Source organism: Azotosporobacter soli (assembly GCF_030542965.1).
GTDB lineage: Bacteria > Bacillota > Negativicutes > SG130 > SG130 > Azotosporobacter > Azotosporobacter soli.
This window is the reverse complement of record NZ_JAUAOA010000007.1, coordinates 158980-172094: the sequence shown is the minus strand read 5'-3', so window position 1 is coordinate 172094 and position 13115 is coordinate 158980. Positions and strand designations below refer to the sequence as shown.

13 protein-coding genes, 1 tRNA gene and 1 rRNA gene are annotated in these 13115 nt (G+C 47.3%); all 15 read left to right on the top strand.

From position 1 onward, the window contains the following. The first annotated feature begins 158 nt into the window (after nt 1-158). Nucleotides 159-275 (top strand): 5S ribosomal RNA (rrf, locus tag QTL79_RS09065). Nucleotides 276-279: 4 nt separating this feature from the next. Continuing rightward, nucleotides 280-355, top strand: a tRNA-Asn gene (locus tag QTL79_RS09060). A 172-nt stretch (nt 356-527) separates the two neighbouring features. Beyond that, on the top strand, nt 528-1499 hold the full coding sequence (locus QTL79_RS09055) for a zinc ribbon domain-containing protein (protein ID WP_346354643.1): 972 nt from the start codon (nt 528-530) through the stop codon (nt 1497-1499). A 155-nt stretch (nt 1500-1654) separates the two neighbouring features. Then, complete coding sequence (folP, locus tag QTL79_RS09050; RefSeq protein ID WP_346354642.1) at nt 1655-2857, top strand: dihydropteroate synthase; 1203 nt, start codon at nt 1655-1657, stop codon at nt 2855-2857. Further along, on the top strand, nt 2857-3222 hold the full coding sequence (folB, locus tag QTL79_RS09045; RefSeq protein ID WP_346354641.1) for a dihydroneopterin aldolase: 366 nt from the start codon (nt 2857-2859) through the stop codon (nt 3220-3222). Before folP ends, folB begins: the two co-directional genes overlap by 1 nt. Further along, entirely contained in the window at nt 3223-3741 is a 519-nt protein-coding gene (gene folK / locus QTL79_RS09040) for a 2-amino-4-hydroxy-6-hydroxymethyldihydropteridine diphosphokinase (RefSeq protein ID WP_346354640.1), read from the top strand. Further along, nucleotides 3738-4874 (top strand): MGDG synthase family glycosyltransferase, encoded by a 1137-nt coding sequence (locus tag QTL79_RS09035; protein ID WP_346354639.1) that lies wholly within the window; start codon nt 3738-3740, stop codon nt 4872-4874. The genes folK and QTL79_RS09035 overlap by 4 nt, the downstream gene beginning before the upstream one ends. A 173-nt stretch (nt 4875-5047) precedes the next feature. Then, nucleotides 5048-6145 (top strand): DNA-processing protein DprA, encoded by a 1098-nt coding sequence (gene dprA, locus QTL79_RS09030; RefSeq protein ID WP_346354638.1) that lies wholly within the window; start codon nt 5048-5050, stop codon nt 6143-6145. Then, nucleotides 6142-8385 carry a type I DNA topoisomerase gene (gene topA, locus QTL79_RS09025; protein WP_346354637.1) on the top strand — a complete coding sequence of 748 codons (2244 nt, stop codon included), beginning with the start codon at nt 6142-6144 and terminating at the stop codon, nt 8383-8385. The genes dprA and topA overlap by 4 nt, the downstream gene beginning before the upstream one ends. Nucleotides 8386-8396: 11 nt before the next feature. Continuing rightward, on the top strand, nt 8397-9719 hold the full coding sequence (gene trmFO / locus QTL79_RS09020; RefSeq protein ID WP_346354636.1) for a methylenetetrahydrofolate--tRNA-(uracil(54)-C(5))-methyltransferase (FADH(2)-oxidizing) TrmFO: 1323 nt from the start codon (nt 8397-8399) through the stop codon (nt 9717-9719). A gap of 73 nt (nt 9720-9792) precedes the next feature. Beyond that, entirely contained in the window at nt 9793-10704 is a 912-nt protein-coding gene (locus tag QTL79_RS09015) for a tyrosine-type recombinase/integrase (RefSeq protein WP_346354635.1), read from the top strand. A 121-nt stretch (nt 10705-10825) separates the two neighbouring features. Beyond that, a complete protein-coding gene (gene codY, locus QTL79_RS09010; RefSeq protein ID WP_346354634.1) occupies nt 10826-11602 on the top strand; it encodes a GTP-sensing pleiotropic transcriptional regulator CodY in 777 nt (258 codons plus the stop codon). A 304-nt stretch (nt 11603-11906) separates the two neighbouring features. After that, nucleotides 11907-12317, top strand: coding sequence for a flagellar basal body rod protein FlgB (flgB, locus tag QTL79_RS09005; protein ID WP_346354633.1), 411 nt, complete (start codon nt 11907-11909; stop codon nt 12315-12317). A gap of 2 nt (nt 12318-12319) precedes the next feature. Next, nucleotides 12320-12766, top strand: a complete 447-nt coding sequence (gene flgC / locus QTL79_RS09000) for a flagellar basal body rod protein FlgC (RefSeq protein WP_346354632.1) — start codon at nt 12320-12322, stop codon at nt 12764-12766. A gap of 26 nt (nt 12767-12792) precedes the next feature. Beyond that, on the top strand, nt 12793-13089 hold the full coding sequence (gene fliE / locus QTL79_RS08995; protein ID WP_346354631.1) for a flagellar hook-basal body complex protein FliE: 297 nt from the start codon (nt 12793-12795) through the stop codon (nt 13087-13089). Nucleotides 13090-13115: the final 26 nt, after the last annotated feature.

Sequence of the window (13115 nt, the reverse complement as noted above, 5' to 3'; positions counted from 1 at the left end):
AATATATTCTTCGGAAATGTTCACCTGTAAATTGACAATTGAGATGAAACTTCAGTTGCAAGGCGCGTCGAGCACCAGAGCGAAGGCGTAGCGGAAGCTACGTTGAGCGAGGAGCGCAGACAGCAACGCAGCAAATGAAGGATTCAGCGCAATTGGTATCCGGTGATGATGGCTGTGGGGTCCCACCTGTTCCCATACCGAACACAGCAGTTAAGCCCACATACGCCGAAAGTACTTGGCTGGAAGCGGCCTGGGAGGATAGGGAGTCGCCGGTTTTATTCCTCGGTAGCTCAGTTGGTAGAGCAATCGGCTGTTAACCGATCGGTCGTAGGTTCGAGTCCTACCCGGGGAGCCATTTTTAAAGAGTCTGCACAAGCAATTGCGCAGACTCTTTATTATTTTTGCGTAAAAAGTTTTTTCGTTGTCTTACTAGTTATTGTAGGGTAGAATATAGGTAATTAAAACCTGTCAAGGGTTTGCCTTCTTTGGTGTTGCCGTAATGCCTTGAAGAGTAAATGCGGTGAGGAATGGGAGATGACTGGCATATGTATACTTTTTGTCCGTTTTGTGGTCAAAAGTTGCCGCAAGGACCGACGTCCTTTGTCTTTTGTCCCTTTTGCGGAAAGGGATTAACAGAACCTTCGGCGACGCCAGCATCTTTAAATGCAATATCGTCGTTAGCGGAAAAGAAAGTGGCTCAGGCAGAACCAGAACCTGTAAAAGCTCTCGCAGAGCCGAGTGTGAATGCGACTGCAACTGCAACTGCAACTGCAACTGCAACTGCAAGCTCGAAAGTTGAGGTTTGCAATTTGATTTTGAAGGATTGCAGTAGTCCGGATTTATTGAAACGACGCTTGACGGGCGTATTATTACGCAGTCCGTTAGCCATTCAGATGGCTGTTGACCGCTTGCCTAGTATGCTTCTATACAAAAGCCGTACAACAGAGTTGCCATCGGTGATGGTTGTTCTGCGTGAGACAAAGTCTGCATTGACGGTTGTTGATGCAGCAAAAGAGGAAGATGAAATCGATTTGAGCGAAGTCTTAGTGGCTGCAGGGCGGCGTCAGGAATGGGTTTCCAGTCTGCCGGAGATTCTTTGGCAGGGAGAAGGACGTTTGGAATACATCGAGAACGTTCTTGTCGAGGGACAAGAAACGTTGCTAATCATCGGAGCCAGCAATTTATTTCTTATTGATGCGACTGCCTGGAAAGCAAAAACGTTAGGCTTTTTAGAAAAAGTGTTATTACAGACGGAAGGTCGTTTGCGCCTCGATGAATGGCAGATTGATTTTTCCAGTGAAGAAGTGGCTGCAAAGGTGTATGCTAGAATAAAACGTGATTCAATTTCAGCAAAAAAAGCTTGGATTTTTCAAGATCAATGCACTCTTTGTGCTTCCGTCAGCCAGTTTGACTTTCATACGATAATGGCAAAGGCAGAGCCCTGTTTGGCTTGCGGCGGAATATGCACGCGTACTGTTTTGTTTCAAAAACAAAACTAAATAAGAATGGGATGCCGACTGTAGTGGAAAACGCCATAGTCGGTTTTTTATCGTCAGGTCACGAATTTATTTATATCGCTAACTTCGATATGATACAATAACAAAATAGCTTTCAAGGATAAAGTGATGTAAGCAAGCGTTGGGAGGAATAAAAGGTGCGATTTGTGCCAAGAATTATTGAGTTGTCAAAACGCGAGCAGGTGCAGCGTGCAATGCAAGCTATCGGTTGTGATGTGCGCGGCATTGCTATTATGCAAGATAAGATATTATTTAAAGTTATGAAAATAGAAGGAATTGAAGCTAAAAATGCGAATTTATTAAAACAGACTTTTTTGGCAAAGGGAGGGGAAGTTGCGGTTGCACGAGGGGTGGCCGATTTGAGTGTGACGCATACCGACGTCATTATTTGCGCAACGCTAAAGCAATACCGATTGGCGATTGCCCAACTGAAACAGCAACCATGGGGCTTACCGGATATTGCGATGGCGATGGAGGAAACGCTTTACAACAGTGAAGCGAAGATGAAACGTGAATATACTTGGAAGGACAAACAGTTAGTTCTCCCAACGAAGCGTACCTTAGTCATGGGAATTTTGAATGTGACGCCGGATTCGTTTTCTGACGGCGGCCGCTTTAAAAACATGGATAATGCATTGCGCCATATGCAAGAGATGTGCGGTAGCGGAGCGGATATAATCGATATTGGCGCTGAGTCTACCCGGCCTTACGGCGAAAATCAAGCCATTGATGCGCAAGAGGAAATGGAGCGCTTGATGCCAACCTTGGAGAGACTTGTCAAGGAGTGTCCGATACCTATTTCCGTCGATACGTATAAGGCTGAAGTGGCGGAGGCTGCATTAGCAAGCGGAGCACACATGATAAATGACGTCTGGGGCCTACAGCGCGATGCGAATATGGTAAAAGTCATTGCACGACACAAGGTACCTGTCATTGTGATGCATAACCGCCAGGGTATCAACTTAGAGTCCGATATTATGCAGGACATTCTTAACTTTTTTAGTAAAAGCATTGAAATTGCTGAAGCGCATGGCATTTTAAGAGAACAGCTTATTTTGGATCCGGGGATTGGTTTTGCAAAAACAACTGAGCAGAATTTAAGCGTGTTGGCACGTTTGAGAGAACTTAAAGGATTAGGCTGTCCCATTCTCATAGGAACGTCACGTAAACGGTTTATTGGCGAAGTGCTGGATCTTCCGGTGGAAGATCGGGTAGAGGGCACGGCGGCTACCGTGGCCTGCGCTATTATGAATGGGGCTAAGATAATAAGAGTGCATGATGTAAAAGAAATGGTGCGTATCGCTCGTATGACGGACGCAATAACTAAGGAGGAGTTTTAATGAGCAACCGAATTGTACTGCATAATATGATGTTTTATGGTTTTCATGGGGTGCATGAGCATGAAAGAGAATTGGGCCAACGTTTTTATGTCGATGTGGAAATTTCGGCGGACTTATCAAAAGCAGGCGAAACGGATAATGTTGAGGAAACGATTGATTATTCAAAGGTGTATGGACAAGTGAAAAGCATTATGGAGAACCACCGTTTTCAGCTACTAGAAGCAGCCGGTACTCATATCGCAGATGTGATTTTGAAGAGCTATGCACTCGCGGATTCAGTGGCGGTAAGGATTCGCAAACCGGCCATTCCGTTGACGGGACAATTAGATTACATCCAAATGGAGACGATTCGGAGAAAAGAATAAATGATTTTTATTGGACTTGGCGCTAATCTGGGAAATCGAGAAAAATGCATTTGTGATGCGCTTCTGGCTTTGGAGGCGCATCCTGATATTTCACTAGAGAATTACTCGTCTTTTTATGAAACTGAGCCTGTGGGCAAGACGGACCAGCCCGATTTTATTAATGCCGTAGCCGAAATAAAAACGACAGTGAATCCTTTGGAATTGTTGAAGATTTGTTTGGACATTGAAGCAAAACTGGGGCGCGTTCGTGCGGAACGCTGGGGGCCAAGAGTCATTGACATTGATTTGCTCCTCTATAATCAAGTCGAAACAAGAATAACGGATTTAATTGAACTGCCGCATCCACGAATGTCTCAGCGTCGCTTTGTCTTGACGCCGTTAGTGGAAATTGCGGCGTCAGCCATGGTTGGAAATGAAACGGCAAGCGAGTTACTTGCTCGCTGTCCTGACAGCAGTAAAGTAAAGATATATATTGAACGCAAACAAGTGAAGGCTTGCTTGAAGGGGGCACAGCGGTGAGAGTATTGTTCATAAGTGCTCCGATCGGAGCGGGACATATCAAGGCGGCACAAGCTGTGTGCGAAGAATTACGCGTATTAGAGCCGGACGGTGTTTTTCAGGTTGTCAATATCTTTGATTTTTTGCCCCCAAGCTGGGGGCGCTTCATTTTAGCCTTCTATTTGAAAATATTAGCGCTATTTCCGCAAGCCTACGGCCTGATGTATGGCTGGGGAAATCAAAGTTCATTAGCCTTATGGGGGCGAAAACTGGTTAGTCGCTATTTGGCAAATCGGCTGGAACAGTATTTGACGGACTGGCAGCCGGATATGGTTGTGTGCAGCCATGCGACACCGGCAGGACTGGTCGCTGACCTGGTAAAGCGAAGACGGATTTTTGCACCTACCTTGGCGATTGTGACTGATTTTGTCGTGCATCGTCTTTGGATTTATCCTGAAATCGAGCAGTATGCGGTGGCTGACGAAAAATTGCGCGATTTTTTGCTGAAGTATGAAATTCCGACGCAACGGATAATGTGTAGCGGAATTCCGGTAGGCGCGGAATTTTCTGAAGCGGTGCAGAAGGAAGATGTGTTGTCCGAGTTAGGGTTGGCAAAAGAAAAACAGACCGTCTTACTAATGGGCGGCGGTGCGGGACTGTTGCCGATGGAAGCTATTATTTTGGCTGGCGTTGAACAATTAACCAATGTCCAATGGATTGCGATAGCCGGCCAGAATCAAAGATTACAAAAAAAATTAATAGAAATTGAGGCTCTCTACCCGGAACGGGTAAGGGCAGTCGGGTATACGCAACAGGTGCATCGTTTTATGGCAGCTGCCGATGTTCTGGTATCGAAGCCAGGAGGCCTTACGGTCGCGGAATCGCTTTGCAGGCAAATGCCGCTAGTCATATACCGGCCGATTCCAGGGCAAGAAGAAGCCAATACAACATTTTTAATAGAACATGGCGTTGCGGTGCGTGCGGAAACGGTACAGGACGTTGTGGGAAATTTAATGAAGCTGCTGTGTGAGGACAGTGTTCCGCTGGAAAACATGCTGCAGAGGATAAAACAACTGCGACGCCCAGAGGCTGCAAAGCAGATTGCGTTACTGATAAAAGAAAGAATTAAAAGCAAAAACAATGAAAAATGTTGACTTTTTCACAGGAGTTTGCAATATTAAATAGAATGGCAAACTAATTAACGCTCATTTTACAATTCGCGAAACAAAAATATTGCAGTCACACTCTTTCTTTGCTGCCCGATTGAAAACCCGTGCGTCGTTAGCCGCGTTCTATTTGCGAAGCAACAGGTCAAAGGAGGTTTAGCATGGAAAGATGGTATCGTGCTGCGCTGCAAGGCCTTGAGGGAATTGGCCAAGGCAGAATGACAAGGCTGATTGCTTATTTCGGCAGTGCACAGCAAGCCTGGCTTGCAAGCCGCGAGGACTGGGGCGCGTCGGGCTGTGTTCCTGCGGCAGTTTGTGAAGCGTTGCCTGAGGGGCGACGCTTTCAGGCCGTCGAAGAATTGGCAAGTTCTATGGAGAAGCAGGGTATTCGTATTTGCCTGTTAGAGGATGAGGACTATCCGGTGCTGCTGCGTCATATTTGCCGTCCGCCGTTGCTGTTTTATTATTATGGACGATTGCCGAAGTGCGACCGAACGATGGCGGTTGTCGGAACGCGTAAAGCGTCGAATTACGGCTGCAATGCAGCGAAAAAACTGGCCGAAGAATTGGCGCGTGAGAAATTTTGGGTGATCAGCGGAGCTGCGCGGGGCATTGACGCAGCGGCTCATCGCGGTGCGCTGAGCGGCGGTGGGCAAACATTAGCCGTGCTGGGCTGCAGTATCAATACGGTCTATCCGGCAGAGCACCGGCAGCTGCTTAAACAGATTGTCGATGGCGGCGGAGGTGTCATCTCTGAATACCCTCCGGGAACGCCGCTGAACAAAGGTCATTTTCCGGCACGCAATCGAATTATCAGTGGCCTGTCACGAGGCGTTGTTGTTGTAGAGGCGGCGCAACGCAGTGGTGCGCTGATCACGGCTGATTTTGCCCTGGAGGAAGGCCGTGACGTTTTTGCCGTTCCGGGCAGTATTTTTTCTTCAACGAGCCAAGGGACACACCAGCTGATCGAACAAGGCGCAAAGCTGACGTCTTGCGTGCAAGATATTTTAGCGGAGTATGGTGAGAGTAGTAAAAGGATAGCAAGCGAAAGCGAGGAACATTCCTTGCAAGGAATGGAGGCTACGCTGTATAACGTTCTCAGTTATGAAGAGGCGCAGACCACAGATGAAATCATCATGCGAACCGGTTTGCCTGCGCCGGAAGCGGCGCATGGTTTACTGCTTCTAGAATTGCGTGGTTTTATTGCGGAGCAGGAAGGGAAACGATATATTCGTGTGGCACGGGAGGGTATCAGGTGAGTAAATCCTTAGTAATTGTGGAATCGCCGGCTAAGGCGAAAACAATAGAGAAATTTCTTGGGCGTAATTACACGGTAAAGGCATCGATGGGTCATTTGCGTGACTTGCCTAAAAGTCAATTTGGCATTGATGTAGAGAATGAATTTACGCCGAAATATATTAATATCCGTGGTAAAGGTGATCTGATCAAATCATTGCGTCTTGCTGCCAAAAATGCGACGAATGTTTTTCTGGCGTCTGACCCGGATCGCGAAGGCGAAGCGATATCATGGCATTTGGCTCATTTGTTGGGCTTAGAAGAGACACAGGCTTGTCGCATTGAGTTTCATGAAATAACAAAAACCGCGATTCAGGCGGCGATTAAGAAACCGCGTAATATTGATCTTGCGCGCGTCGATGCGCAACAAGCCAGACGTTTGCTTGACCGACTGGTCGGTTATAAGCTAAGTCCGTTGTTGTGGCGAAAGGTTAGAAAAGGACTTAGCGCCGGACGGGTGCAGTCTGTGGCCGTACGGATGATTTGTGATCGGGAAAAAGAAATCATGGCGTTTGTGCCGGAAGAGTATTGGAGCATTCAGGTTAAGCTGCGCGACAAAGCCAAAGGTTCACTCTTCGATGCGCAATTGATGAGCGTTGACGGCAATAAAGTACAGGTCAGCAATCAGGCTGAGGCAGAACGGATCAGCGAAGACTTGGAAAAGGCTGATTATCAGGTGAGCGAAGTCAAGAAACGCGAGAGACGGCGCAATCCGGCGGCTCCGTTTATCACCAGCAGTTTGCAGCAGGAAGCTGCGCGCAAACTCGGCTTCACGTCGCGGCGAACGATGATGGTAGCGCAACAATTATACGAAGGCCTTGAGATGGGGAAATCCGGTCCCGTTGGTTTAATTACGTATATGCGTACCGATTCGGTGCGGACAGCTGAGAGTGCCATTGAAGAAGTGCGTGCGTACATTGCTGCACGATTTGGCAATTCACATTTGCCGGAAAAACCCAACACATATACGAATAAAAAATCACAAGATGCGCATGAAGCGATTCGGCCGACGCAAATGGACTTTACGCCGGAAGCGGTGGAAAAATATCTTTCGAAAGAACAGTTCAAATTATACAAATTGATTTGGGATCGATTTGTGGCCAGTCAGATGGTTCCGGCCCTCTATGATACGGTAACGGTTGATATCAAGGCGGCTCAATATGGTTTACGGGCGACGGGGTCGCAGCTTAAATTTTCGGGCTTTATGCATGTTTACAGCGAAAGCCGCGATGACAGCGAAAAAGAAAAAGATGTCTTGTTGCCAGAAGTAGTAGTCGGGCAGGCGTTGCCGCTGTTCAAAGTTTTACCGAAGCAACATTTTACAGAACCGCCGCCGCGCTATTCGGAAGCCAGTCTGGTCAAGATTCTTGAAGAAAAAGGCATCGGACGTCCAAGTACCTATGCGCCGATCGTTGAGACGATCATTGCGAGAGGTTACGTCATTCGTTCGGAAAAACGTTTTGAGCCAACGGAGCTGGGGTTTGTCGTCTTGGATTTGCTGAAAGAATATTTCCCGGATATCGTAAATATTGAATTTACGGCAGGGCTTGAAGCTCGCTTGGATGAAATTGCCGAAGGGCGTGATTCAAGACTGACGTTGTTAAAAGATTTTTATGGTCCTTTCGGCATAAGCCTCGCTCATGCCGAGGAAGCCATCGGCCATGTTGAATTGCCGGTAGAAGAGTCGGATGTGATTTGCGAATTCTGCGGACGTAATTTAGTCGTTAAACGCGGCAAGTTTGGAAATTTTTTGGCGTGTCCCGGTTTTCCGGCCTGCCGCAATACGAAACCGATTTTAAAAGAACTTGATGTGGCATGTCCTAAATGTGCGGGAACGCTGGTGGAACGAAAAACAAAGCGCGGTAAAGTCTTTTATGGTTGTCAAAAATATCCGGAATGCGATTATATGACCTGGGATATGCCGATGAAAGAAAATTGCCCCGTCTGCCAATCGTTCATGTTGAAACATAATATGAAAAATGGCCGTTTTACGACGCACTGCAGCAATGATGCCTGCAGCACACGTCAAGAAGCGATTGCGGCAGAAAAGCAAAAGAACGAGAAAGTGACAAAAACAAAAGCGGCCAAAGGCAAAACGGCCGATACTGTAAAAAGCGCGAAAGGCAAAGGGACACCTAAAGTAAAAAAAGCGCCGAGCAAACGAACGAAGAAGACTGCTAAAACGGATGAAGAGACAAAGTAGGAGGAAAATGCGTGTCTAACAAGGTAACGGTAATCGGTGCCGGTCTGGCTGGCAGTGAGGCTGCCTGGCAAGCGGCTGAGGCGGGTGCTGATGTTGTTTTATATGAAATGCGGCCCAAAGTGATGTCGCCGGCGCACCATAGCGGCGATTTTGCCGAATTGGTTTGCAGCAATTCGCTGCGCGCCGCTAATGTGGAAAATGCGGTTGGTTTGCTAAAAGAAGAAATGAGACGATTAAATTCGGTGATCATGCGGGCGGCGGATGCAAATCGTGTTCCGGCTGGCGGCGCTTTAGCCGTAGATCGTGATGGTTTCAGTCAACAGGTTACCGATTTGCTGCGCAGCCATCCTCGCATTGAGGTACGCGATGCAGAAGTGACGGAAATTCCGCAAGATCGTCCGTTGGTCATTGCCAGCGGCCCGTTGACTTCGCCCAAACTTTCCGAAGCGATCGGCGCATTAACGGGTAAAGACTATTTTTATTTCTATGATGCCGCTGCGCCTATTGTGACGGTCGATAGTCTTGACATGGATAAAGTGTTTCGCGCCGCACGGTATGGCAAAGGAGACGAAGATTATCTCAATTGTCCGATGAACAAAGATGAGTATGAGGCCTTTTGGCAGGCGCTGACGACGGCCGAGATGGCTCCGACAAAAGAATTTGAAAAAGCGATTTTTTTTGAGGGCTGTATGCCGGTTGAAGAAATGGCGTCGCGCGGCATCGATACCCTGCGCTTTGGCCCATTGAAACCGGTTGGGCTTGATGATCCGCGAACGGGACGCTGGCCTTATGCTGTCGTGCAACTTCGCCAGGACAATCAGGCGGGAACGCTTTACAATCTGGTTGGTTTTCAGACACATTTAAAATGGCCGGAACAAGAGAGGGTCTTTCGTATGATTCCCGGTTTGGAGAAAGCTGAATTCATTCGCTTTGGCGTAATGCATCGCAATACGTTTATAAACTCGCCGCTGCTGCTCGATGCGACAATGGCGATGCGCGAAGCGAGGGGGATTTTCTTTGCCGGACAAATTACCGGTGTCGAAGGCTATGTCGAATCGGCGGCATCCGGTTTGATCGCTGGATTGAATGCGGCGCGGTTGCTGCAAGGCAAAGAGTTAATGACCTTACCAGAGACGAGCGCGCATGGTGCGTTATGTCGTTATATTACGACCGCTGACCCGAAACATTTTCAACCGATGAATGTCAATTTTGGTCTATTGCCGCCATGGGGGGAACGGATCAGAGACAAGAAAGCAAAGAATGCTTTGATTGCAGACCGTGCACTTAGTGCTCTTGCTGAATTTATAGAAAAATTAGACAATAACCTTGCATAATCCAAAAGAGTATGCTAACATAAATTAGAAAATTTATATTCCACAATTCGACAAAACGTAAGGTTGAGACAAAATGGAAACTGATAGCGAGTTAATACGTCGCTTCGTCACCTATCTGCATCTAGAAAAAAACGCCTCGCCACACACCGTGCTGAACTATCAAGCTGATATACGGCAATTCTTGGAGTTCATGCAAGTACAGGAGGTTGTGGGTGAGGTGATTTTTCGTACCGTTACTCCAATGGTGATTCGCGCTTATCAAGCGGAAATGCAGCGTAAAGCGTATTCGACGCGTACGATTGCAAGACGGATCACGAGTCTGCGCTCCATGTATCGATTCTTTTGCCGTGAAGGCATCATGGATGATAATCCGTTTTTGGCGGTTCGTGCGCCGCGCTTCGAAATTAAGGCGCCCGCGCTTTTGACGCAGCAGGAAATCGAAGAAATGTTGGCGCTGACGGGTCCAGATGCAATAGGGCTGCGCGATCGAGCCGCGTTAGAGTTGCTTTATGCTGCAGGTCTCCGGGTGAGTGAGTTAACAGGCCTTACGCTCGTTGATCTTGAACTGCAGGCAGGCTATGTGCTGATATACGGTAAGGGGACGCAGGAACGAATGGTCCCGATTGGCAGTGCTGCAAGGGCGGCAATTGCTGCTTATCTAACACAGGGACGGCCGATGTTAATTGCAAAAAATTCCGAGTGCCGGCAGGAACGATTATTTTTGAACAGCCGGGGCGGTTCCTTAAGTGACCGCAGTATTCGGCGAATCGTTAACCGCTATGTGAAAGAGTTGGCATGGGATAAGAAAGTCAACCCGCAGATGCTGCGTCATAGTTTTGCGGCGCATTTGCTGCAGGCTGGTGCACCGGCGGAAGCGGTGCAGCTGATGTTAGGGCATACAAGCATGGCGGAAGTGAATTTATATCCGGACGCAAAGCGGGCTAATATGAAATGCGTCTATCAAAAAACGCATCCGCGAGCTTAGTAAGACAAACTCTGCTGACTTGATTCCAGGATTACAGGGAAGAGTGAACCAGGGTCGTAGTCGCTTTATTTTATAAACCAGCAATATTTAATTTAAAGAATAGGAAAGGTAGGAGATAATTGTGTTGTCAATGTTAGAAAGAACACGTAAGATCAACAAATTACTGCAAAAATCGGAAAAGGTAGCCTTTGACGAAGTTTCGAGGGTTTTAAGTAATGTTATGAGCGCCAATATTTATATCGTGAGCAAGGAGGGCGAAATCCTCGGCTATGCGCTGCTAAATGAATTTGAGTGCGAACTGATGCGCGACAAAGTGTTGTTGCAGGGGCGTTTTCCGGAACGCTACGTAGAGTGGCTGTTGAAGGTGAATGAAACATCGCCGAACCTGACGCTTGACGGCGGGTTGTGTGCATTCAGTGAAGGAACGCCTTGTATTTTCACCGGTAAATTCAGTACGATAGTACCCATTCATGGCGTTGGTGAACGAATCGGTACTTTGATCGTGGCAAAATTCCATGCTGAATTCAATGATGATGATTTGATTCTCGCTGAGTATGGCGCAACGGTTGTCGGGATGGAGATTTTGCGTGATCGTACGGAGCGGATTGAAGAAGAGGCGCGCAAAAAGGCGACAGTGCAGATTGCGCTCGGAACCTTATCGTATTCCGAACTGGAAGCCGTTATGCATATTCTTAGTGAATTGGACGGCAATGAAGGACTCTTGGTCGCCAGCAAGATCGCCGATCGCGTCGGCATTACCCGTTCCGTTATCGTCAATGCCTTGCGCAAATTCGAAAGCGCCGGCGTGATCGAGTCGAAATCTCTCGGGATGAAGGGGACGTATATCAAAGTACTGAATGATTTGCTGCTGGATGAGTTGAAAAAGTTAAAGAAGTAAAATAAATGAAATAAACAAGCAATTACGCGAAAGACAAGGTAAAATAGGTGAAGTGCGGTCTAGTACCGAACTTTACCTATTTTTATTGTTAACATAGATGCGAAATCTGTGGAAGCGAAAATAAGAACAGTGCGAAAGGCCTTGAAAGTAAAACGTGGGAGATATTGTAAAGATTTAAAAATAATTAAATAATTACAGGAAATGCAAGGATTTTGCAGGGGTGCGTAGAAATAACTATAAAATATAGAAGTCCGACATTTTATGTAGAAAAGCATAGATTATGAAGAGTGGAGGAATCAGCATTATGTTGAAGGCTCTGTTGGGATCGCCAAGAGTCGATATCTTGGAAAAAGCAATCGGCGCATCAACGCTGCGGCAAAAAGTAATCAGCGATAATATTGCGAACGTTAACACGCCGAAGTTCAAAAAAAGTGAAGTGCAGTTTGAAGAATTGCTGGCCAAAGAGATGTCGCAGGACAAGCTGCAAATGGCGCGCACCAATGCTGCCCATATGCCGATGCAGGCTGAAGGGATTCCGGGGCCGCGCGTCAATACCATCACGCAAACCAGTTATCGAACTGACGGCAATAACGTTGATATTGATACGGAAATGGCTGGTATGGCGAAGAATAACATTTACTATAATGCGGTGGTTCAACAGTTATCGGGTTATTTCAGCGGACTGCGATCCGCGATTAAAGAAGGGAAGGGATAATCTTGCGTTTGTTTGGTGCGATTGATGCTGCGGCATCGGGATTGACAGCAGAAAGATTGCGAATGGATGTTATTTCTAACAACATTGCGAATGTGAACACGACACGTACGGCGGAAGGCGGTCCTTACCGGCGTCAAATGCTTGTCTTTGCGCCGCGAACCCAGGAGAATTCTTTTGCCGGCATGTTATCGCGACAAATGGGGAAGAATTCCGAGGTTGGCGAAGGCGTCAGGGTTGTCGAAATTAAAAAAGACGATGCGTTGCCGCGCAAGGTGTACGATCCACGGCATCCGGATGCGAATGCGGATGGCTATGTGGATATGCCAAATATCAGCGTTGTTACTGAAATGGTGGATATGATCACAGCTTCGCGAGCCTACGAAGCGAATGTTACTTCGGTCAACACGGCAAAGTCTATGGCGCTAAAGGCGCTGGAAATTGGTCGCTGATTTGGTGAGAGGGCAGGAGGAAAGGAATGCAAATTGATGCGATAAAGTTAATCCCCGTATCGGTAAAACCGGTTAGCGGTCAAGTCACTGCACAGGTAGAGACGAAAAGCTTTGGGGCTTTCTTGACGGAGGCGCTTGATGACGTCAATGCGTTGCAGCATAAGGCGGCCAAAGCATCCGTCGATTTGGCTGCGGGAAAAATTGAGGATATTTCGCAAGTTACGATTGCTGCGGAAAAAGCAAATATTGCGATGCAGTTGACAATGACGGTACGCAACAAAGTGCTTGACGCGTATCAAGAAGTTATGCGGATGCAGGTGTAAGGAAAAACGTTATTTTAAGTCGTTTG

Coding starts and splice junctions, on each gene's coding strand:
- QTL79_RS09055 (WP_346354643.1), top strand. CDS start 528: ATGGGAGATGACTGGCATATGTATACTTTTTGTCCGTTTTGTGGTCAA.
- folB (WP_346354641.1), top strand. CDS start 2,857: ATGAGCAACCGAATTGTACTGCATAATATGATGTTTTATGGTTTTCAT.
- folK (WP_346354640.1), top strand. CDS start 3,223: ATGATTTTTATTGGACTTGGCGCTAATCTGGGAAATCGAGAAAAATGC.
- dprA (WP_346354638.1), top strand. CDS start 5,048: ATGGAAAGATGGTATCGTGCTGCGCTGCAAGGCCTTGAGGGAATTGGC.
- QTL79_RS09015 (WP_346354635.1), top strand. CDS start 9,793: ATGGAAACTGATAGCGAGTTAATACGTCGCTTCGTCACCTATCTGCAT.
- flgB (WP_346354633.1), top strand. CDS start 11,907: ATGTTGAAGGCTCTGTTGGGATCGCCAAGAGTCGATATCTTGGAAAAA.
- fliE (WP_346354631.1), top strand. CDS start 12,793: ATGCAAATTGATGCGATAAAGTTAATCCCCGTATCGGTAAAACCGGTT.